The following is a 22,211-nucleotide window of genomic DNA, read 5'->3' as shown; positions in this document are numbered from 1 at the left end:
TCAAATTGGATATTATAATCAATACTAAGCTTACACCATACATATTTCACAGTAAATGAATAGGAATTCCCAATAATGTAAATTAATTACATCATCTCGACGAGAAAGCCACTACATTCTGGTTGATTTACTACTCATATTTGTGTAAATTGAAAGTTGGGATTTCAATGTAAAAAGCGAGTTTAAAATCTGGAGGTAAACGAGATTGATTGAAGAAATGGAAAAAGTCAGCCCGTTAAGAGCTGCTCAAATAACGATGACAGAAATGCTTTTGGCTGTAGATCAAATTTGCAGAGAAGAAGAAATTCCCTATTGGATTACCGATGGCACATTACTTGGTTCAGAACGGCATAAAGGATTTATCCCTTGGGATGATGATGCTGATATCGGTATGTTAAGAAAGGATTATAATCGCTTTAGAAAAATTGTAGGAGAAAAGCTGCCGCAAAAGTTTAAAGTTGAAACAGAAACCATTCACACCCATGGCAAGCATAATTGGTTAAAAATCCTTTTTCTTGATGATTATGAATGGGTAGATTGGCATGGTATTAATCGTAAAGGAATTTCAATCGACGTATTCCCTTATGACTATGCGTCCGCGAAAAATCAAAAATCACTTGTTGAAAAGCTTGTCCATCGTGTTGCCAGTATCGAATACCCGCCAAATACTCTTGGCCTAAAAAACAAGATTCGAAAAGTAATTAATAAGACTAAACTACAAGACATCTATAGCAAATTAAAAAAACCATCTGACTATATAACTTATGGCATTGAAACCGCCTACTACGGTTTTGCCTATTATAGAGTCGACGATATTTTCCCTTTAAAGGAAGGGATTTTTGAAGGTATTCGTTTTAAAATCCCACAACATCCCAATCATTATTTAACCACCTTATACGGTGATGACTATATGAAGCTGCCAGAGGAAAGTAAGCGGGTCAGCCATATGGCCGAACTTACATTTTCAAAGAAATAAAAAGAGTGACTAATGGCCATATTCAGTGGGAAAGGACAAATTGGTGCAGATATGCAAAAGTCATCACTGTTTAAAAATATTATTTATAAAATAGTCCTAAACATTTTTAACATCATTATCCCAATTTTAGTAGGTCCCTATGTATATCGTACACTAGGAGCCGACTCTATCGGGAAGGTTCAAACATCTGAAACCATCTTTAATTATTTTTTCATATTTGCTGTATTTGGTATATATCAATATGGGCTAAGAGAAATGAGCAGAATTAAAGATGACAAAATAAAGGTAAATCAATTTTTCACCAGTATGCTCACACTTAGTATTGGAACAAGCATCATAACCTTTGTAGTTTACTTGTTCTTTTCCTACATTGGCTATGGGGAAAAAGCTATTTTTCCAGTCTTAATGATGTATTCTGTCAATTTAATCGGAAATATCTTTTATGTTGAATGGGTGAATGAAGCGCGTGAGAAGTACGATTTTATAACTATTAAAACTGTTATAATTAAAATTATTTATATCGCATTGTTATTTACTCTTGTAAAAACATCAAGTGACTATAAGCAATATGCTTTTTTACTTATTCTCACAACTGTTCTGAATAATATCGTCAGTTTCATTTATATTAAAAGAACTATTAAACTCGACTTTTCAAATATCAAAATCAAAAATCATATTAAGCCGTTGCTTCTAGTCGTTATATTTTCAAATGCAAATGTCCTATATAATCAGCTCGACCGTTTTATGCTTTATGAGGTTATTAACGAAGCGTCCGTTTCCTATTATGTGATGGCACAGCAGATCATGGGAATCATTAATACGCTGATGCTAAGTATTATTCAGGTAACAATCCCTCGTCTTTCTTATTTGTCCGGCAGTGAGGATGAGGATTCTTATCTAATTCTTCTTAACAATATTTCTAAAATTTATTTCGCTTTTCTATTCCCGGCATCAATTGGTCTTTTCGTAATATCTGATGTGGGAATTCTCCTATATGGAGGGCCAAAGTTTGTAAGTGCGCAAAGTACACTTGCAGTCTTTGCTATTTATATGATCTCACTTGGCATTGAATCAATTTTATCCAATCAAGTCATATATGTAAAAAAGAAAGAGAATGTCCTTGTAAAGTTAGTCCTAATATGCGGTATTCTTAACTTCATTCTTAATTCTGCCTTAATTTATATGAAATGGTTTAGTCCCACAACAGCAATATTGACAACAGCTATTTCCAATTTTCTATTAGTGATTTTAGAATACGTGTACATTCGTAAATATTTAAAAGTAAATTACAATTTTTTGAATTTCTCCAAATTAAAATATTTCTATTATTCATTACTATTTTTACCGATTGCATATGTGATAAGACTGTTTGTAACCCATTATATTTCTATATTTATCGTTACAGTAGCTGTCTGTATAACTGTCTACGCAGCAATCCTATTTATTACAAAAGACGAGATCCTTACTATGTTTATCGATAAAATTAAAGGACGTTTTAGAAAGCCTACACAATCCTAATGATGACTTCTGATTACAAAAAGAGGATGTCTACCTAAGACATCCTTTTTTATTTAGTTCAGTTCCTCCACACCCCCTCACTACCTATTACATATCCCTGAATTATCGTATTTTGGGCCATTGAACCATTAGCATTTAAGTAATACCATTTGCCCTTGTCATATAGCCAGCCAGTAAGCATTTCTCCACTCGATTGAAGATAATACCATTTATTTCCCGATAATAACCAACCAATTTTCATTTCTCCACTTTCTAGCAAATAGTACCATTTTCCATTTAAGGATATCCAGCCGGTTTTCATTTCTCCATCCCCGTCCAAATAGTACCATTTGTTACTTACTTTCAGCCAGCCGTTCTTCATTTCTCCATTATCGTCAAGATAGTACCATTTACCTCCAACTTGTAACCAGCCAGTCTTCATGGCACCATTGTTGTCTAAAAAGTACCACTTATCTCCTAATTGCAGCCAACCAATTTTGAGATCTCCATCACTGCCAAAATAATAATACTCATCATTTAATTTTTTCCAGCCAATTTGCATGGCACCATTTTCATTAAGATAGTACTTCTTCGCCCCATTGGTATACCAGCCAGTAATCATAGAGGTATCCGAATGGAATAAGTACCATTTTCCCTCAATCTCCTGCCAGCCTGTAACCTTCGTATTGTTTTTATAGAATCGCCACTTTCCTTCCTCAATCTTCCATCCAGATAACTTAGATGTCTTAAAGGAAACCGTTAAACTATTTATAGACTCCTTATTCCACGCATCCACTGCTATAATGGAAAGATTGTACACCGTATCAGGCGATAAATTAGTAAGAGTTGCATATATATTGCTTTCTTGGGATTTATTATCCCAAAAGTTCATATATTTTGTATATAAAACTTTCCCATTATTCTTTATGATGTACTTATCAACTTGGGAATCATCAAAAGCAGCATCCCAAGAAAGTGTAACAGTATCACCCGTGACATTCTTTTCTACCTTGGTTGATGCACCTTTAAAGAAGAATGGATTATTCTTATCGTAATAAGTCTGCTTAAAAGGCAATTGAACAGTAAATGTCCGCACCCAGGTATTGGTAGTAAAATCCCTTGCTTTTATTTCCACTTTGTCTAAAAAAACGTTAACCAGTAGACCTTGCGAATTTAAGTGTGACCCTGAATCAGAATAGGTATATGCAACAGAACCTGCGTTGGCCATTGTAAATCCATTCTGATAAACTGTACGCGGGTGATTTAACAAATAATGGGAATGTCCGGAAAATAAAATAACCTGAGGATATTGACTCAGAATTTCTTGGAGCCTATTATTATTAAATCCTCCCCCCCAATCGTCACTGCCATAAACTGTATTGTCAATCGCTTGATGTAAAAATACAAAAATGGGTTTCGCTGGATCCGAATCTTCTGAGAGAGTTTTTTCCAGCCAGTCATATTGTTCATCCGTTACATTCGCATGATCATGATCATCCGAACTAGGAAACCCTTCACCGCCAAGTGTAATAAAATGATATCCTTGTATCCATTTATCATAATAGATTTTCGTTCCCTCTTCAGGTAAGCGAGTCTTGCTGACAAACCTATTCATGTAAAATTCAGGATCCCAGTCCCTATTTGAGAAAACTCCCTCAAAATATTCATGATTTCCCATTGTAATAATCTTTTCTGCACTGGGAATAATATTAGAATTTAAGATATTGTTAAAATCATCATACTCCTGCTCCCACCCATGATTTGTAATATCTCCCACCATTGCAATCGCCTGATAGTTGGGTGCTAATATACGAAAATCACTAAGTGCCTTTATAAATCTATCTTTTTGATATTTTTCCCCAATATGTATATCGCTCATTACGGGAAATTGTAATACTGGGCTTTCTTCCGTATCACCCTTCCCTGATGCATATGCCATTTTAAATGGTTGCCCAAGCAAGCATATAAACAAGATGATAAAAAAAGACATACAGTAAAACTTCTGTCTCAAACCTACCTCTCCTCACTCCACGAATTGTCTCTATTTTCTCATTTCCACATAGGACTTATATACTATCTAAATACCTTTTAGCCAATTCTATTCTACCAAATGAACTAAACTTTTAAAACCACCCTTGCAAACTTTTGAATAACAAAAAAAAGGCAGAGTTAACCCTGCCTTTTTTCCTATTTATTGAATCCAAGCTCCATTATCTCCTAACACATAACCATCAATCGTGATGTTCTTAGCCATAGAACCATCAGAATTTAAATAATACCATTTACCGTTATCATAAATCCAGCCTGTAGCCATATTCCCACTTTGTTTTAAATAATACCATTTCCCATTAGGATAAATCCAGCCTGTTAACATGGCACCACTTGGAGCTAAATAATACCATTGATTTCCAGTATAAAGCCAGCCTGTTTTCATTTTTCCGTCCGTATTCATGTAATACCATGTATTACCATCTATAATCCAGCCTTTTTGCATGACATCGTTCTTATAAAAGTACCAGACATTATTAGAAAGAACCCAACCATTACTAGTACTGCCAATACGCTTTGAACCAATATACGTATTCGCATAGTAAGATTCTGTTAATGAGCTGACCTTTACACCATTGCTAGATGCATGAACAAATTTATTATTTTCGAGGTAGATTCCAACATGGGAAGCTCCTGCTTTATACGTGCTAAAGAAAACTAGATCGCCTTCTTGTAAATTACTTTTTGAAACTGCCTGTCCTTTAGTATATTGATCTGCTGCTGTTCTTGGTAATGTAACACCAGCTTGCTTGTATGTATAGCTTGTATACCCGGAGCAATCAAACCCACTTGGAGATGTTCCTCCCCAGACATATGGTACTCCAATATATTCAAGTGCAATATTTGTCACTTTATCACCCAATGTTGATGCTTCTGCTTTATGTCCGCTAAATAACCCGCCGCCTAAGAGTAAAGAACATGATAGTAAACCACTGACAACTAACTTCTTCATGATATCCCCCTTGATTCTTCTTCTCTCTTTTTTTGTTAATACCAGTATCTCATAAAAGTTTCATATTTTTGATTACAGTTATTTTTTAATATTATTACAGGAATGTTTCAAGAACTGACCTTTTTCGACTTTTCTTGAAATTTTCCGATAATTAGTTGGAAAATCAGGTAATTTGTCACCTTGGATTTTATGCCAATAAAACTATGAAATTCATATTTTTAATATTCTTCTGCTTATTTTCTACTAGTTATTGTCGAATTTCCTCAGGTTAAGATCTGACGAACATTGCATGATTACTATTTTAAAATAAGGCTCTGTTAAACGTGGCTGTTGATTTCCGCTACATCCGCGAGCGGTTCGCGGGGCGGGCGGTGAGCCTCCTCGGCGCTAAAGCGCCTGTGGGGTCTCACCTGTCCCGCTGCTCCCGCAGGGGTCTCGCGGCTTCCGCTCCAATCAACAGTGGTAAAAAATCAACAATAAACTTTAACAGAGCCTAAAATAAAAAGAATCACCCCTTTGACGGGTGATTCTCTTATTTAAAGCATGGCGCCATCTTTGCCAAGACGATATCCGCCGATTGTGGTGTTGGCAGCCATATGTCCATCGCTATATAAATAGTACCATTTATTGCTGACTAGTACCCAGCCCGTTTTCACCGCGCCGCTGTTGTTCAAGTAATACCATTTTCCGCCAGTAGACATCCAGCCGGTTTTCATTGAACCGGAGTTATCAAGGAAATACCATTGACCGCCATTGTACAACCAGCCGGTCTGCATATCACCACCAGGGTTGAGGAAGTACCATTTTCCTCCAGCATACAACCAGCCGGTTGTCATGTCTCCATTCGGATTCATAAAGTACCACTTGCCGCCAACGTACTGCCAGCCCGTTTTCATCACACCCGCGTTGTCGAAGTAGTACCATTTCCCTCCTGTTTGCAGCCAGCCCGTTTTAAGGGTCCAGTCTTGATTGTAATAGAACCATTTTCCGCCCCATGATTTCCAGCCTGTATTCGTAGTAAAGGTAGTGAATTCCTTAGCAATTTGGGCAATCTTGCTTGCCCATGCCTCGTCGGTCGAGTATTGATGATAGTTGGAATTAAACCGCATATTATCAAGTGTCGGCTGTTGATATGGGTCTAAAGAATTCTTCATCAAGTTATGTCTATTCACATAGGTCAAGTTGATAAACTCTGCGCCATTAACAATTCCAGCTTTTTTTGAGGAAAAATCATAGGCATCATCAAGCGGTTTGATGTCATTGGCATTAAGCCCATAGTAATTTCTCTTACTTTTTACAATTGTCGAATCGCCCCATTTTGTTTCGAGACCGGAATGGGCTAAAAGGTAAACAGCATTTAAGCCTGTTTTGGATTGGGCCTCAATATACGCTTCACCCATCCCCGTCATAAAAGTATTTCCCCAATTTGTTTTATAGTTAATAAACTGGTTAATGGCATTCGCCGTTACATTTGCTTTTGTGTTAAGCGGAGTGAAGATGGAAATACTGTTGGTTGTTGCTCCTGTTCCAAAATCAAATGGTATCACATTGCTTCCGCCTGGAATAGTCATATACGTTTCATTTTCCAGATACCAATTGTAGATCCAGCCTTCCTTTTGTCCATCGGCCGTTTGAATTTTGTAATATTTGGTGTCAGGTGTTACATCTAAAACGAATACCTTCGTGTTACCCGGAATTTTATCAATTACGGGCTTCGTTCCATCAGAAGTGGCCCGAAGATTTCTTTCCTTTTTCACCAGCCAGGTTTGATTCTTTATATCACTGTTTAGGTATGCCCGGTGAACCCAGCCTTCCCTTCCATCTGCCATACGGATTTTAGCGGCATATTCTTGCTCACTAATAATGGTCACCACATCGTTATATGATAATTCTGCATAGCGTGTATAGTTCTGGGCTAAATGAATTTGTTGGTCAGAAAGTTCTTGGAAACTCCGATAAACTGGAAGCTTAATGGACGTTACCTTCATGTTCGGTTGTTCAGCAGCCTCAGCATTTATTGTTGAAACACCCGTAATAATCCCAAGCAATAGTAGTAACATAGCGAAATATCGCAGTGCTTGATTTTTCAATTGATTACTCCTCTCGTAATTTGTCAGTTTTTGTATCTAGCAATCTATTATATAGATTAACATATTTTTGATTTACGCAATAGTTTTAGTGAGAGGACTTTTCGACAGGGATGTCATGAAAAATACATATCTTGCACAAGTTATTTAGGGGAATATTTGTAAAATTAAATTAGTAAAATGGAAAGGATGTGCTTTATGGCTTATAAGCCGCGGACGGAACCTGAAGAAATCGTCATTTTCAGAAGTTTACACGGCCGAATGGAGTTGTCTGAGGAAAGATCGCTGGAAATATTATCGACTAAAAAAAGGCTTGGAAGGAGAAATCATGTTTGATGCTTTAACGGAAAAGCTTCAGTGTGACTGTTATATTTTAAATGACCTGCTGCTATACTTTAATGATTCGAAGTTTCAAATTGACACATTGATTGTTCAAGATACCCTTTATCTTTATGATGTGAAAAATAATGATGGTGATTATTGTTATGAAAATGATAACTTCAATTTAATGAAGACCGGAAAGACTATAACGAATCCACTAGACCAATTAAACCGATGCGAGATTCTGCTCCGCCAATTGCTCCAAAAACACGGATTCAAACTACCGATTGAATCCAAGCTGGTGTTTATTAACCCCGAGTTTACCTTATATCAAACACCCAAAAATAAACCGATTATTTATCCTACACAAATAAATGCTGAGATGAAAAAATTAAATATGTTAACGGGAAAGCTTAATATAAAGCATAAAAAACTTGCTGATCTTTTAGTCTCCCTGCACCAAGTTGAGCCACCATATTCCCGGGTTCCGTCTTATAAATACAAGGGTCTACGGAAGGGCTTCATTTGTTGTAACTGCCAATCGTTTTCGCTTTTTATTAATGGGAGGAAACTTGTATGTGGGGATTGCGGCTGTGAGGAGACGATTGATGCAGCGGTACTAAGGAGTACGCGGGAGCTGAAGCTGCTTTTTCCGGATATGAAGATCACTACTACTTTAGTTGTGGATTGGTGTGGCGGGGTTATTTCAAAAAAGGTAATTAAGAGGATTCTTGTTCAAAACTTGAAAGCAACAGGTTATGGGCAATGGACCTACTATGAGTGATAGGATTATAGATTGTAAATACATCATATTTTATGAATTAGGTAACAGTAATACTGTTGGATACCCTTTTCTCGATTATTTCAGCGGAACAGGCTCCAATCTGCTCTATTGGATACCATTCTTTCAATCTTTTCAGCGGAACGGGCTCCAATCGGCTCTATTGGATTCCTTTCTATTAATCTTTTCGGCAGAACGGGCTCCAATCACCTCTATTGGATCCCTTTCTTTCAATCTATTCAGCGGAATGGGCTCCAATCACCTCTATTGGATACCTTTCTCCTAATTTTTTCGGCGGAACGGGCTCCAACAAGCTCTATTGGATCCCTTTCTTTCAATCTTTTCAGCGGAACGGGCTCCAATCACCTCTATTGGATCCCTTTCTTTCAATCTTTTCAGCGGAATGGGCTCCAATCACCTCTATTGGATCCCTCTCTTTCAATCTTTTCGGCGGAACGGGCTACAATCACCTCTATTGGATCCCTTTCTTTCAATCTTTTCGGCGGAACGGGCTACAATCACCTCTATTGGATACCTTTCTCCTAATTTTTTCGGCGGAACGGGCTCCAACAAGCTCTATTGGATCCCTTTCTTTCAATCTTTTCAGCGGAACGGGCTCCAATCACCTCTATTGGATCCCTTTCTTTCAATCTTTTCAGCGGAACGGGCTCCAATCACCTCTATTGGATACCTTTCTCCTAATTTTTTCGGCGGAACGGGCTCCAACAAGCTCTATTGGATCCCTTTCTTTCAATCTTTTCAGCGGAATGGGCTCCAATCACCTCTATTGGATTCCTTTCTATTAATCTTTTCGGCAGAACGGGCTCCAATCACCTCTATTGGATCCCTTTCTATCAATCTTTTCAGCGTAACAGCGTATAATGGGTAATAAGTCAAACATAATTTTTTATTAAAAAAGGCCGACTTTAACTAGAACTCCCAAAATCCATTTTTTTGAAGAGTCAACCATCACAGAATTATAATAGGGCCCCTCTAGAACGTGAAGGGATCTTGCATTTTCATCCTACAGAGGATACCGCCTAGTAAATCTAAACTTAGATTTCACGTATTATTCGTACTTGCAGGACAAGATCCATAACGCTGTCACTCGAGGTCTGGAGCCTCAGGCACGAAGTACAATGTGATCTAACGCCCTAGAGGAGCCCCATTTGTAAAGGAATAATATTTCTAATAGAATGTTCTTTCCGCTTTGTTTTTAAAGCTTAATTAACAGTTAAAAAGGGTTTCGGTTATGCACAATTGTAAAGAAAAAATTGGGAACATAGCTGATTATATGACAAAATAATTTATGCAGAGTTATCCACATGTTAAAAATCTTGTTTCTGGTTTACGCTGATTTACTAACAGCTGATATGACAAACTTTTCATAAAAACATCTTACATTTGGGCTATGAATCTTCTTTGTTATTTCATCAATTAAGACATAGTTTGGTTGATTTGTTTGATAGAGCGATTGATGCTTAATCATTGAAAAGGCTAAACGGATCATTCTGTTTCCTAAAGCAATATATGCTTGCCCTGGGTGCTTTCCACGCTCTTTAAAGGCCAAATATTTCTGTTTCATCTCAGGGTTATTAACAGCTAGGGATCTTCCAACTTGATAAGTAACGTTCCTGAAAGTTCTTCTTCCCTGTTTAGAAACGCCAAAGTATGAAGGTCTTTTACCCCCTGACTGCTTCACAATTGGATTTGTCCCCGCCATTTTAATTAATTGCCCTGCATGGTCGAAATCAGATATATCGCCCATTTCCGCGTATAATTCAGCCCCCGTTACAACTCCTATTCCTGGAACGCTAAGAATGACTGCTCCTTCGGTTTGAACAAATAAATCTTCGATTTTCCTCTCTAGCAATTGAATCTGTTTATCTAAAAGCTCTAATTGGTCAAGTTTTTGAATCAAAAGAAATTGTTCCGTTTCCAAAAGCTCTTTAGGTTGCGAGATTGAATTCTGTGCAAATTCAAGCAATATTTGGATCGACTTATCCCTGAGCTTCAGGTTTTCCCGTATGGAAAGGTCACGTAATCCCTTCTCTCCAAGGGTAAGGATATCACTTGGATGAAGGCAATGGCGCATAAAATATCGTGGTGCTTTTCCAAATAACTTCGAGAAAGGTTCGACATGTTCGCGCTTCCCATTTATCCACATACTTTTCCCCTGGAACTCCCGAAAAATATGGTCTATATATACCCGAATCAGGTTTTCAGTCGATGTCCTTTCCCCCACAAGCGCCCGACGGGCACGCGTTAATTTCTGCAAGTTGTGCACGGATCCTTTGGACAACTCACTGGATGTCCCTCGTCCATTAATAATAGATTGAACAATTGCCATCAGATCTAGATTATCCGTTTTGGACCAATTCAAAAGAGCTTGCCTTTCCTGTGCAGTAGTAGCTGCATTTAAGATGCGAACATGATAGCCTTCAGAATGACAACGTCGAACTAAATCCTCATAATAATGCCCAGTGGTTTCTATTCCCACTACAACCTCCTTCATCCCAAGCCGATTCTTTTCTGTTTGTATATGTTCTTTAACCATTTCAAGTCCCGTCAGGGAAGCATCAAATTCAAATGGTTTCACCAAAACGTCCCCATAAAACGTACATATCATTGCCTTGTGAGTAAACTTCGCCGCGTCAATCGCTACTATCAACATACTATCTGTTCCTGTTTCCCGTACAAATTGTGCCCATCGACTTCCGTTTTTTCCTTGAATGTGGTTCAATAATGAATAAGCCATCATTTTCATCTCCTTGGTAGGGTGAGTAATTGGAAGTTCTGTGATAGGTACTTCCATTTTACAATGAAAATGGTGGCCTTTCTTATTATTTGAACCTATTTACTATACTAGGCTCCAATCACCTCTATTGGATCCCTTTCTCCTAATTTTTTCAGCGGAACGGGCTCCAATCGGCTCTATTGGATACCTTTCTATCAATCTTTTCAGCGGAATGGGCTCCAATCACCCTAAAAGGAAAAACCGGACACCCAGGTGTCCGGCCTATCCTAACTACGTTCTGCCAATCGTTTATTTACTTTTTCAAGGTCTGCAATAGAGTCGATTTCGTAGCTGTCATCCGGATGAATTTCCTGCAAATATACATTGAGATCACGGATATGAAGCTTGACGATTTCGTCCCACCAGAAATCCTTAAAGTTGCCGCTTGCAACGAGTTCTTCCAGTTTTCCAATAATGTATCTGCCGTCCTCTTCAGACCAGTAAGAAACACCGCACAGGATGTGCTCGTGATCGCCATCGCCTACAACGATATCCGTAACGCGGTAATTATCGTCGTAGCGGATGATCCATTCCCCTTTGAAATCCGGCTTTTTAGCGCTGAAATACATCGAGGTTTGTGGTTCCTTCAATAGGAAATTGCGATGCAGATAGTTGTCGCCGTCAATTACATACGTATCGTGGAGATATTCTCTCACTAAATACATTGTGTAAATATTGTTATAGATATCGTACTTATCATTATGAACAAGGGTAACACCGTACTTATCTTTGAGATATTCAAATTTCTCAGCTAAATATCCAGTCAAGACAATAATTTCATCTACGCCAATTTCTTGTAAATATTCAATTTGTGTCTCAAGCATTGGTTTTCCGTTTACGACAGTCAACGCTTTAGGTGTTGTTAATGTTAGAGGCCGTAACCTTGTGCCCAGTCCTGCTGCGAGTATAATTGCTCTCATTTTTCCTGTTCTCCTGCCTTTAAAATAATTGTCAGCTCCATCACAAGCTCGGTTGAATAAATTATGCAGTTCGCTTATTTTTTAAAATATTCATCCATTTCAGTTCGTCTTGGGTTGCAACGGTGATGATCGAGCCTACTAATATCATAATACTAAAAAAGACAACCTTTGCGGTAATTGGTGTGTGTAAAATGAGAAAACTTAAGAAAATCGCCCATGCAGCATAAGAAATATTTAATGCCATTGCACGAGTAGGGCCAAGCGTGTAAATCGCTTTGTAATAGAACACGTAGGAAGCCGTTCCAGATAAAGCAATGACCGCGATTAAGAACATTTCACTGCTTTTAAAGACTTCGCCGACAAGTGGGTAAGCTTTAAAAATAGGTAAAATCAGAATTCCGTAAGTGACTGCGGAAACTAACTGACGAATTTGTAATGCTTGTTCTGGAGAAATTTCATCATCCTTCATCCCATAGGCAAGAATCACGCACTCCATCCCCCATCCGAAAATACACAGCAGAATGAAGGTAAAGCCAAGAATGTAGCTTGGAGACGGTTCGCCGCCGGAAAAGCCTAAAAGGAAAATGAATAAAATACTAATAAACAGTCCAATCCAGTTCTTGATGGTCAAGCGGTCCTTTAAAATCACAAAAGCAAAAAAGGCGCCAACTGCCGGGTAAACGGCAGAAATCGAGGCTGAAAGTGATGCCCCTAAATATTTGACGGCGAGGACGTATCCGGTCATCCCAATCGGTCCGCCCAGCAATGCGCCTAATATGACAAACCGGCCGCTTCTCGTCGCAATTTTTTTAAAGGGAACTTTAAATTCCCCTCTGATTGTCATATATAGCATCATCCACAAACTCGATAACATATCATGGAAAAATGTACTAACTAATGGGGCAAGGAAAATAACCATTTCTGTCGACACAAATACAGCTTTTGATAATACCGTGCCAATTAAAACTGTATCAAGCGCCCAGGTGAAACCCGACAGCATGCCGAAGTAAACCCCTTTATTTTTGAAATTCATACGTCATCTCCCTAATTAAGTCATGGTTTAAATTTTTTCTACATCTTGCTAACAGGTCCGTTCCATAGGTGCCAAAGTCGTCACCCTTCGCTTCCTTGATGACCGTCCAAATCGTCCATAAAAAGTCTTGGAAGATTTTATTCATAATCATTCGCTGCTGGATCTCAAGCGGGATCACATCTTCCTCAAAATATAGCGTTAAAAATAGTTCTTCTTCTTCCGGTGTAAATTCACTTTCCATCGCATGCCAAGCTAGATCCCACATTGGATCGTTCATGCCGCTATATTCCCAATCAATTAAGTACAGTTTGTTTTCGCCGCTCTTGACCATATTTTGCGGCAGGGCATCATTATGGCATGGAGTCAGTTCAATATTCATTCCTTGGTATATTTCCTTCAACACCATAACCTGTCTTTTCGTTTCTTCATAATGCTCATAAGGATGGCCATTTGCTTCCTCCATCAGCCGTTCGTATTCGTCAATTCTTTCAAATACATCAAAGCGGTTGGCCATTTGCAGCTTGGAGAAGTGCAGAGTTTTAAAAATTTCTGTCGTCAGCTCCATGATGTCCTGCCGTTTCGTCATTTTAGGCGTTAATGTTTCGGCCTCTTGGATTAATTCGGCAATCTTCACACCTGTTTCTTCATTAAAATAAACCAGCTCCGTATCAATACCCAAATGACTCGCAAGCGCCGCATTAAACTTTTCCTCTTTTCGATTAATCATTGATTCTGTTCCGTTACCAGGTATCCTCAGTACATATTCCTTGCCTTTTATCACTACTTTAAAATTCTTATTCGTCATCCCGCCAAAAGGCTGAATTTCGCTGATATCTTCATAGGCAAGGTCTAGGGCTTCGATTAAGTGGCTCTTAATAAAAATTTCGCGGAATTCGGCTTCCTTCCGTTTTAGCATCGGAAAGGTCTTTTCCTTGACGGTATGATAGTGCTGCCAGCTATCAATTTCTCCCCAAACAAGATTATGCATTTTTAAATAGCCAATGTTATAATGCCGGGAAATGTCCAGCAGCATGTACTCATAATGAATCAATGGATTTTTATTATTTTGCTGATACTCACTGACCATTTTTGAATAGACCTCATAGGATAGCTTGCTGACCCCAATCATCTCCCCGTCTATTCGGTTAAATTGGTGAATATCCTTAGAGATTTTATGAAGATAGCCATTTTTAATTTCAACAAAGGCCTCATCCCCGGAGCCGCTCTCATTACTGATGAGGACACAATCTCGCTGTGGATGTGAGAGAATTTCTCTAATTGCACGTTCTTCAATTAATATATCATCCTCAATCAATAGGAAATCCTCGGTGATCACTTCAAAGGCGGATGCCAATGATGCCATCGAACCCGTCCATTTGTATTTGGGATTGTTCACAAATGTCAAATGACTGAATTCTGGATGCTCTTGAAATGCTTCCGGCTTGTAGCCAGTGACGATCACAATTTGGTTGATGCCATTTTCTTGCAAAATATCAATGTTTCTTTTTAGCAGCGTAGTGCCGTCAATGTCCATCAGCCCTGCCGGTTTATTAAAATCGGTTCGTGAACCCCCAGCTAAAATAATCGCCTGCTTTATTTCAGTTAATGGTTCTTGATGAATATTTACCTTTTTTCCCTGATAGGCTTCAATACCGCTTTGTAAAGTATCAAGGCCTTTTTGTGTAAGGTAATAGCTAATATTCCTGCCTTTTTTCTCACTGTAAATATAGTTTCCAAATGTTAAGTCATGAATGAGATAATTCACTTTTCCAATTGAAATTCCACATATTTCAGCCATTTTCTTCTGATTCAAATGGGCATGTTTATTAATTGCTTCTAATAATTGTAATAATTGTTGTTCCATTTAGGGTGCCCCCTTCTATATGTTCAATATTTGAATGTATTTTCATTGTAACGCAGCCCAGAATATCTGTAAACAAAAAACTATTGATATTGAATAGTATTTCCTATGTAAAGGAAAAGATAAAAAGACTGTGCACAAGCATGCACAGTCCTCGATTTGGTTATTATTTATACACAGAAACGTCAAAATATATGGTATAGGAACTTAACGAATCATAGATTTTTTTGATATTACTTGTCTGCTTAACCGCCCAGCCAATATCGGTTGCATATTGGTGCCAAGGAGCACTTGGGTTCCATCTCATTTTATAAAGAGTATTTTGCGGTGTTCCAGCGTTTATATAGCCGGCGCCAATAAACTCTGCACCGCCGATGATCGCTGCTTCAGGTGTAAACCAGCCTTTTTTATACGCCGTTTCGGCTCCGCATGTATCTGGACAACTGTCAAACGCACCAATCCCATACATATTATACACCTTTACCGGCTTATCTAACTTCTTACCATCCACCGTATCAACGATAATCCCTTGGGCCAGCTTCGATTTGCCATTGCCAGTCTCAAGTAAGGCATGCGAGATTAAATAAATTTCATTAATACTATATTTTTTGCTTGCCTGTAGGAAGGCGTCTGCCTTTCCTTCCAGAATTCCTTTTCCAGCCAATGTTTTCGCATTCAGATCCTGCGCTGTCGTTCCGGCGCCTTTGTTTAAAAGGAGAAATTGAAAATACTCCGTGCTTTTTTCGCTAAACGATTTCGGATTCAAATAATAAGATACATCTGATGATTTCGCATTCCGCCATGTCACGTATTCAATTTCATACCAGGTCCCTACAGCAGCATTTATTTGCACCTTTACCCCTGGATTCAATTTCCCATAAATAAACGAATTTGTATTCATATCCTCACGAACATTAAGCGGAGTTGTGGACGTAACGACTCCCTTTGAAGGGTCGGCAGCATCTATAGCGATATACTCACTGCTCACATAGGCCTTTGCATTTCGATACTTATCCGTTTGTGGAGATCTTGTCATTTGAATATCAAGCATTTGCTGGAAGGTTAGATCGTAATTGGTCGTTTTCATTACAGGACCTTCATTCAAGATACCGTTATCGAAAAAGTTATAGGTCTTGCCGCCGATGATTTGTTCACCGGTAAGCATTTTTCCATTCCCTGCAAAGAAGTACCAATTGCCATCGACCAATAACCAGCCGATCACCATGTCCCCGCTATTGTTTAAGTAATACGTACTGCCATTATCGGTTAACCAACCCGTTTGCATTACTCCGCTTTCGTTCATGAAATACCATTTTCCATTCACATATACCCAGCCAGCGGCCATTGTCCCATCGGTGTTCAGAAAAAACCATTTATTCGCATCGTAAACCCAGCCGGTCTTCATCTTGCCATCTTGGGCAAAGTAATACTTTTTATCCTTTTCGGTGTACCAGCCGATTAAAGCCAAACCCTCTTGGGAAAAATAATACTTATTAGCCCCATCGATCAGCCAGCCCGTGTGCTTTTCGCCATTGGCATTAAAATACATGATGGTTTGGCCATCCCGGAATAGGCCGGCTAATGGAGCCGTACTTAAGGCACCTGATGAAGTAAAAACATAGGGCACCCCATCTATAAATTTTTGCCCGGTGACCATTGCTCCGCTTGAACTAAGATAGTATTTTCCATTACTGAGCTCAATCCAGCCGGTTTTCATCGCTCCGCTTCGATCAAGGTAATACCAGCTGTCCCCAGTTAACAGCCAGCCGGTTTTCATCGCTCCACTTGAATCAAGGAAATACCGAGTATTATTCTCCATATACCAGCCCGTTTTCATGGCCCCACTGGAATCAAGAAAATACCATTTGTTGCCGATATATTGCCAGCCAGTTTTCATGGCTCCGCTTGAGTCGAGGTAATACCAGCTTTTTCCCACTAGTACCCAGCCGGTTTTCATTACTCCGCTCGAATCTAGGTAATACCAATGATTATTGTTAAAAAGCCAGCCTGTCTTCATGACACCATTGCTATCTAAAAAGTACCATTTACCACCATATTGGGCCCAGCCCGTAACAGGCTTTCCTGCTGATGTGACATAGTACCACTGATTGTTCTGATACTTCCATGTGTAGGTTCCAGCTGCAACAGCGCCTGAAGCCGTAGAAGAGAACAGCATGGTTGCCAAGGCGAGAGCAGTGACACGTTTTTTCTTCAATCTATTTCCCCCCATGAATATAATTCTTCTCTCTATCTATTAAACTTCCTATTAAACAAAATTGTATCTCTCTTATTCTCTCATTTTGAGGCAAATTTTCAACAAAAATTTTGAAACTATGTCGAATTTAGTAATATTTACATAGTTATTAGCAGCGAAAAAAGAAGACGGCCAGATTGAGCTGACCGCCTTCACATGCTTTTATTGTTATTTAATCCATGCACCATCGTTGTTCACTTTATAGCCGTCAATTGTGGTATTCACTGCGAGTTGACCAGAGCTGTATAGATAATACCACTTGCCGCCAATCTGCTTCCAGCCTGTTGCCATGTCGCCGTTTGCATGTAAATAGTACCATTGGCCCTTCAAAGAAATCCAGCCTTTAGCCATTTCACCATTGGCTTTTAGATAATACCATTTGCCGCCCAATTGGACCCACCCGGTCTGCATCACGCCGCCTTTACCAAGGTAATACCATTTATTTTGGTCAAGGACCCATTGATTTTCTGCCATTGCCCCACTCTTAGTTAAGTAATACCATTTATTCTTGTCTTGTAACCAGCCTGTTTTCATTTTTCCATCTTGCGCTAAGTAATACCAGTATGAGCCAGCCTTTACCCAGCTAGTTGCTTTAACACTATTTTGATAGTAATACCATGAACCGTCTTCCAGCTTCCAGCCTGAAACGTTTCCACGGTATATCACGACTTCCTTCACGGTTTCGTTGCCGGCAAGATCGCGCAGCTTTAAGGAAATTTTGTTATCACCGCGGTTTAGAGCAACCTTTACCTCCACATTGTCATTTGCAGGTTTAATAACATCTACCGGACCGACAATGGCCTTTTCATATTCATGATTATCATCAACAAATAATGATAGGTAATTGAAGTTATCCTTTAGATTAAGCTTCAAGGTTACTTCTTCTTTGTTGTCAGGAACAAGCTTCGGGGCCTGGACATTGATTTGCGGCCCCGTGGAATCTACAAACACTTTGCGGGAAATCGATGACTCATTTCCTGATTTGTCCACCGCCTTAACGATTACATCGTAGAAACCATCTTTTGCAAATGTAGCTGTTGTTGAAAACTCATATAAACTAGGGCCGGTATGTTTAAAGCTTGTTTCTTTTCCATTCACGGTTAATGAACTTACTCCTAAGTCCTCAATCACCGCTCCGGAAACGGGCACTTCTTTTGAATTGTAAGCTCCATATGGCATCGTTGAAAACGGATTTATGATAATCACTGGTTCTCCGTCTTCCGCCTCACCCGCAGCAGCCGTGTCACCGCCAAAGTTGTAGGCATAATCGACTGCAATGACATCAATCACTGACCCTTCAGGTACATCGGTTAATTCATAGCTGTTTTCTTCACCGGTTGTTTCCCCGACTAACTCGCCATTGACGAAAATACCATAGGCTTGTACGCCCGACCCTTCTTCAACTGTTTCCCAGCTGACAATAGATGTTTCCTGATCAAAGCTTGCAGTTACTTCTGGAGAAGTCGTATCGACCATTATCGGTATATCTTTTGTTTGATACCCTGCCCCTTTATAATCAATCACTGATTTTACTTGGTAGTAATACAAACCATCCTTCACCGGCTTGCCTTTTACGGTTCCATCCCAAGTACGATCATAATTATAAGAGAACGGAATTCCATACCCGTCATCAAAATAGCTCTTAAAGACGTTTTTCTCTAATTTTACACGTCGGAGTAATTGTTTATTTTCATCTAAAATATTAAATTGCGCCTCTGCAGCGTTCCGTAAAAATGACGGAAGGGTGTTGATATCATCATTCATCCAGTCTCCGTTTGGTGAGATTGCATAAAAACCTTTTTCAGGGACAGGCGCTGTGAACCAGTCATCTGACAACATATCATGGACAGGAACCTCTTCTGTATTTCCCTCTTCATCTTCCCAGTCAAACAGCCCTTGAAGATCATAGAAACGGGATTCTCCTAAATCTTTAAAGCCATCAAGAATGGAAGGACGATCCCACTTGCCGTAGAAGCCGACGTATGGAATGGTTAGATCGGGGCTAAGTTCCTTTTTACCGGCAACATTCTTATCAGCATCCACTAATCTGACAAAGCCTTCCACAAACATATCTTCTTTAAGTGCAACCGTTGTTTTATGCCCCTCCGCATCAATGGCCGGAACCTTCGCCTTACTTAAATCGACCTTTATGGTAATATCTTGTGTTTTTCCGGCCGGAACGGTGACCGTTGCCGGTCCGTCGATGATCACGCCTTCGAGATTACCGGCAATCAAGGCATTGTAGTTTTCACCTTCACCATTTTGCTTAAGCGTGTCTGCTAAAACCTTTGTATTTACAGTATAGGTAACATCCTTTGTTGAAACGTTTTTCGCTGTAAGCGTCATTTCAAATTTCTTCGATGTAAAATCTTTTAATTCTACCTTTGCTTGACCATTGCTCTTATTTACCACATATACAGGTGTTTTCACCGCATTGAATGTCTGCATCATTCCTGCACCTTGAAGTCGTGGTGAGTATGGCTGTCCGTTCGCATCATCAATCACCTTTGCGGTATTCATCAACAATGTTTTTGCCAATCGGGTGCGTTCATTGACAGTAAGGCCTTTGAAACGCTTGTCGCCTTGCAAATATTGCTGAACAAGAGCTGATCCGCCTGCCACATGCGGTGCTGCCATTGATGTCCCGCTGTAAGTGCCATATTGGTCACCATTTAAAGTGGAGAGGATATTTCCGCCAGGTGCTGTAATTTCCGGTTTCAACTCGAGACCCGGTGTCGTTCCCCATGAGCTAAACTCGGTCATTTTGCCTGAATCCGGGTCTTCTTGTTGCTCAATCTGGTTTATCGATACGGACTGAGATCCTTCTGTCAAAGCCGCCTCAAGTGACTCGCCTTCTTTTTGGGAAAGAAGCATAAACGGAATGTCGAAGCCGCCTTGATTTTTATAGAAAGTTGATTTTCCATCATCATAGACCATTATTCCAGCTGCACCCGCTTCTGCAGCCAATAATGCTTTATCAGCAAATGATAGGTCTCCCCGCTTTACAAGGACAATCTTGCCGACAACATCGATATTCTCATAGTCTTCCGGAAAACCTAGTGCACCATTTAGGCTGACAATCTGCAGATCCTCGTTCTCTGCCGTCAGAGCGCTCCAGTCATCTGTTCCATATCCCACACCTGTAAAGCTGCCTACTGTGACAGAATGCTGGTACTGAATGGAAAGATTATTTGCTGCCGCAACCGAGATACCGGCCGGATTTAATCCTGGTGCTTCAACGACTCCAATATCCGGATTTTTATAAAAAGGGTTGTCCCATCCAAAACCAATGTTACCTGAGTTGCCGGCCGACAACGAACAGACGATACCATTATTCGTTGCTCTAGTAATCGCTACATCTTCGGCGCTGTCTTTCGAATAAAAAGAAGCAACTTCCCCAAGACTCATATTTAATACATCCGCACCAAGCTTAATGGAATCATCAATGGCAGCAAGATAGACATCTGACCATGTTGACGGGAAAAGGATGTCATTACTGAATACCTTCATTGCCAAGACCTGGGCTTCTGGAGCTACGCCCTTCACACCGCCATCTGCTTCGTCCCCGTTCGCTGCCACGATTCCAGCCACATGCATTCCGTGCATGGCGGTATCAAATCCTTTATCAAGGATGGTGTCATTTTGGTCAAAATAGTTATAGCCATACGGCACCTTCTCGGTGAAGAACTTCCCTTTCAAGCCATCTTTACTAACAATTTCTTCCACATCTTCTTCTGAGAGTTCTGCCGCACTGTCATCTGACAAGACAAAATCCTTGTGGGTTGGATCCACTCCAGTGTCAATGACTGCGACGACCATACCCTCACCCTTTAAACCTGCATCTGCCCAAGTTTCAGGTACTTGCACAAGAGATTTACTCGTTTTTAGATCAGGTTTTACCGGGCGCTTATATTCATTAGCTAAATAAACATTTTTTACCCCTTCAACTGCTTCAAGCTTTGCCATATCACCAAATGCGATTTCACCGCTGAAACCATTAAAGGCTGTTGAAAAGTGGTTTTTAAATTTGAGTTTGACTCCTTTAGCTTTAATTTTCTCCTTCACAGCTTCCTGCTGTTTTCCGAGTTTCGCCGCCATTGAGGTCTTTGTACTCTCTGCCAATTCCTTGTACAGTTTTCCCTGCTCCGTTGCCAGTTCTACAGGCGTCTGTCCGTCTACCTCGACGATGACGCGGACATTGTCAGTCGCTTTGAATTTGGCTTTTAATGTCTCACTTAATTTTTTTCGCTCGTTTACTTTTAAATGCTGTTTAAATTGGTTCACCATCGACGAATAATCTTTTTTTGCCTGTGGTGTTTGAGACGCTGCCGAAGCCGATGCTGTGTAACCAAGGTTTGCCAGCATCATCGCCGAGACAAGTGCGTATGTAGTCATCTGCTTTTTCTTTTTCTTCTTCCATGACTTAAGACTCATTCCTCTGTTTCCCCCTCTAAATATCTGGCACACTTAAATTATTTCAATCTAGTAAGAGGCTTTCCATAATTGTTAGAAAAATCTAAATGCTATTTTAATTTTAGTAGTACTCTATCATCGGGTCAATGTTTTTTCACAAAAATAAGTAGATTCATTTTTCAAGATATTAACAGGTATAAAGTCACGGTTTTTTTACCAACAAAAGACGGACAGAATAATTCTGTCCGCCTTCTTTACTCGTAAAGGATC

General features: G+C 39.6%; 12 protein-coding genes. 3 read left to right on the top strand and 9 right to left on the bottom strand.

Annotated features, from left to right (window positions below):
- Window positions 1-205 precede the first annotated feature (205 nt).
- Window positions 206-976, top strand: coding sequence for a LicD family protein (locus ACO1D1_RS09295; protein ID WP_423335698.1), 771 nt, complete (start codon window positions 206-208; stop codon window positions 974-976).
- 51 nt (window positions 977-1,027) lie between these two features.
- Window positions 1,028-2,494 (top strand): oligosaccharide flippase family protein, encoded by a 1,467-nt coding sequence (locus ACO1D1_RS09290; RefSeq protein WP_423335910.1) that lies wholly within the window; start codon window positions 1,028-1,030, stop codon window positions 2,492-2,494.
- A 58-nt stretch (window positions 2,495-2,552) separates the two neighbouring features.
- On the opposite strand, the gene ACO1D1_RS09285 is transcribed toward ACO1D1_RS09290, so the two are convergent.
- The 3 genes from ACO1D1_RS09285 to ACO1D1_RS09275 all read right to left on the bottom strand — a co-directional run bounded on the left by ACO1D1_RS09285 (window position 2,553) and on the right by ACO1D1_RS09275 (window position 7,564).
- A complete protein-coding gene (locus ACO1D1_RS09285; protein ID WP_423335697.1) occupies window positions 2,553-4,484 on the bottom strand; it encodes a fibronectin type III domain-containing protein in 1,932 nt (643 codons plus the stop codon).
- Between the two features lie 180 nt (window positions 4,485-4,664).
- A complete protein-coding gene (locus ACO1D1_RS09280) occupies window positions 4,665-5,474 on the bottom strand; it encodes an NlpC/P60 family protein (RefSeq protein WP_423335696.1) in 810 nt (269 codons plus the stop codon).
- A gap of 536 nt (window positions 5,475-6,010) precedes the next feature.
- A complete protein-coding gene (locus tag ACO1D1_RS09275; protein WP_423335695.1) occupies window positions 6,011-7,564 on the bottom strand; it encodes a glucosaminidase domain-containing protein in 1,554 nt (517 codons plus the stop codon).
- A gap of 325 nt (window positions 7,565-7,889) precedes the next feature.
- Here ACO1D1_RS09275 and ACO1D1_RS09270 point away from each other — a divergent pair, with 325 nt between their 5' ends.
- Window positions 7,890-8,666, top strand: a complete 777-nt coding sequence (locus ACO1D1_RS09270) for a nuclease-related domain-containing protein (RefSeq protein WP_423335694.1) — start codon at window positions 7,890-7,892, stop codon at window positions 8,664-8,666.
- Between the two features lie 1,345 nt (window positions 8,667-10,011).
- Here ACO1D1_RS09270 and ACO1D1_RS09265 read toward each other — a convergent pair.
- The 6 genes from ACO1D1_RS09265 to ACO1D1_RS09240 all read right to left on the bottom strand — a co-directional run bounded on the left by ACO1D1_RS09265 (window position 10,012) and on the right by ACO1D1_RS09240 (window position 21,962).
- The gene (locus ACO1D1_RS09265) at window positions 10,012-11,421 is read right to left on the bottom strand and encodes an IS110 family transposase (RefSeq protein WP_423335909.1); all 1,410 of its coding nucleotides are present in this window, start codon (window positions 11,419-11,421) and stop codon (window positions 10,012-10,014) included.
- A gap of 266 nt (window positions 11,422-11,687) precedes the next feature.
- The gene (locus ACO1D1_RS09260) at window positions 11,688-12,380 is read right to left on the bottom strand and encodes an NTP transferase domain-containing protein (protein ID WP_423335693.1); all 693 of its coding nucleotides are present in this window, start codon (window positions 12,378-12,380) and stop codon (window positions 11,688-11,690) included.
- A gap of 61 nt (window positions 12,381-12,441) precedes the next feature.
- Entirely contained in the window at window positions 12,442-13,413 is a 972-nt protein-coding gene (locus tag ACO1D1_RS09255; protein WP_423335692.1) for a DMT family transporter, read from the bottom strand.
- Window positions 13,397-15,277 (bottom strand): NTP transferase domain-containing protein, encoded by a 1,881-nt coding sequence (locus ACO1D1_RS09250; protein ID WP_423335691.1) that lies wholly within the window; start codon window positions 15,275-15,277, stop codon window positions 13,397-13,399. Before ACO1D1_RS09250 ends, ACO1D1_RS09255 begins: the two co-directional genes overlap by 17 nt.
- Before the next feature lie 163 nt (window positions 15,278-15,440).
- Window positions 15,441-17,489, bottom strand: a complete 2,049-nt coding sequence (locus ACO1D1_RS09245; protein ID WP_423335690.1) for a glucosaminidase domain-containing protein — start codon at window positions 17,487-17,489, stop codon at window positions 15,441-15,443.
- A gap of 207 nt (window positions 17,490-17,696) precedes the next feature.
- On the bottom strand, window positions 17,697-21,962 hold the full coding sequence (locus tag ACO1D1_RS09240; RefSeq protein ID WP_423335689.1) for a S8 family serine peptidase: 4,266 nt from the start codon (window positions 21,960-21,962) through the stop codon (window positions 17,697-17,699).
- Between the last annotated feature and the right edge of the window lie 249 nt (window positions 21,963-22,211).

The sequence above is a fragment of the Neobacillus sp. 19 genome (assembly GCF_049463095.1).
In the GTDB taxonomy this organism is placed as follows: Bacteria; Bacillota; Bacilli; order Bacillales; family Cytobacillaceae; genus Neobacillus.
This window is presented reverse-complemented; position numbering and strand designations above follow the sequence as displayed.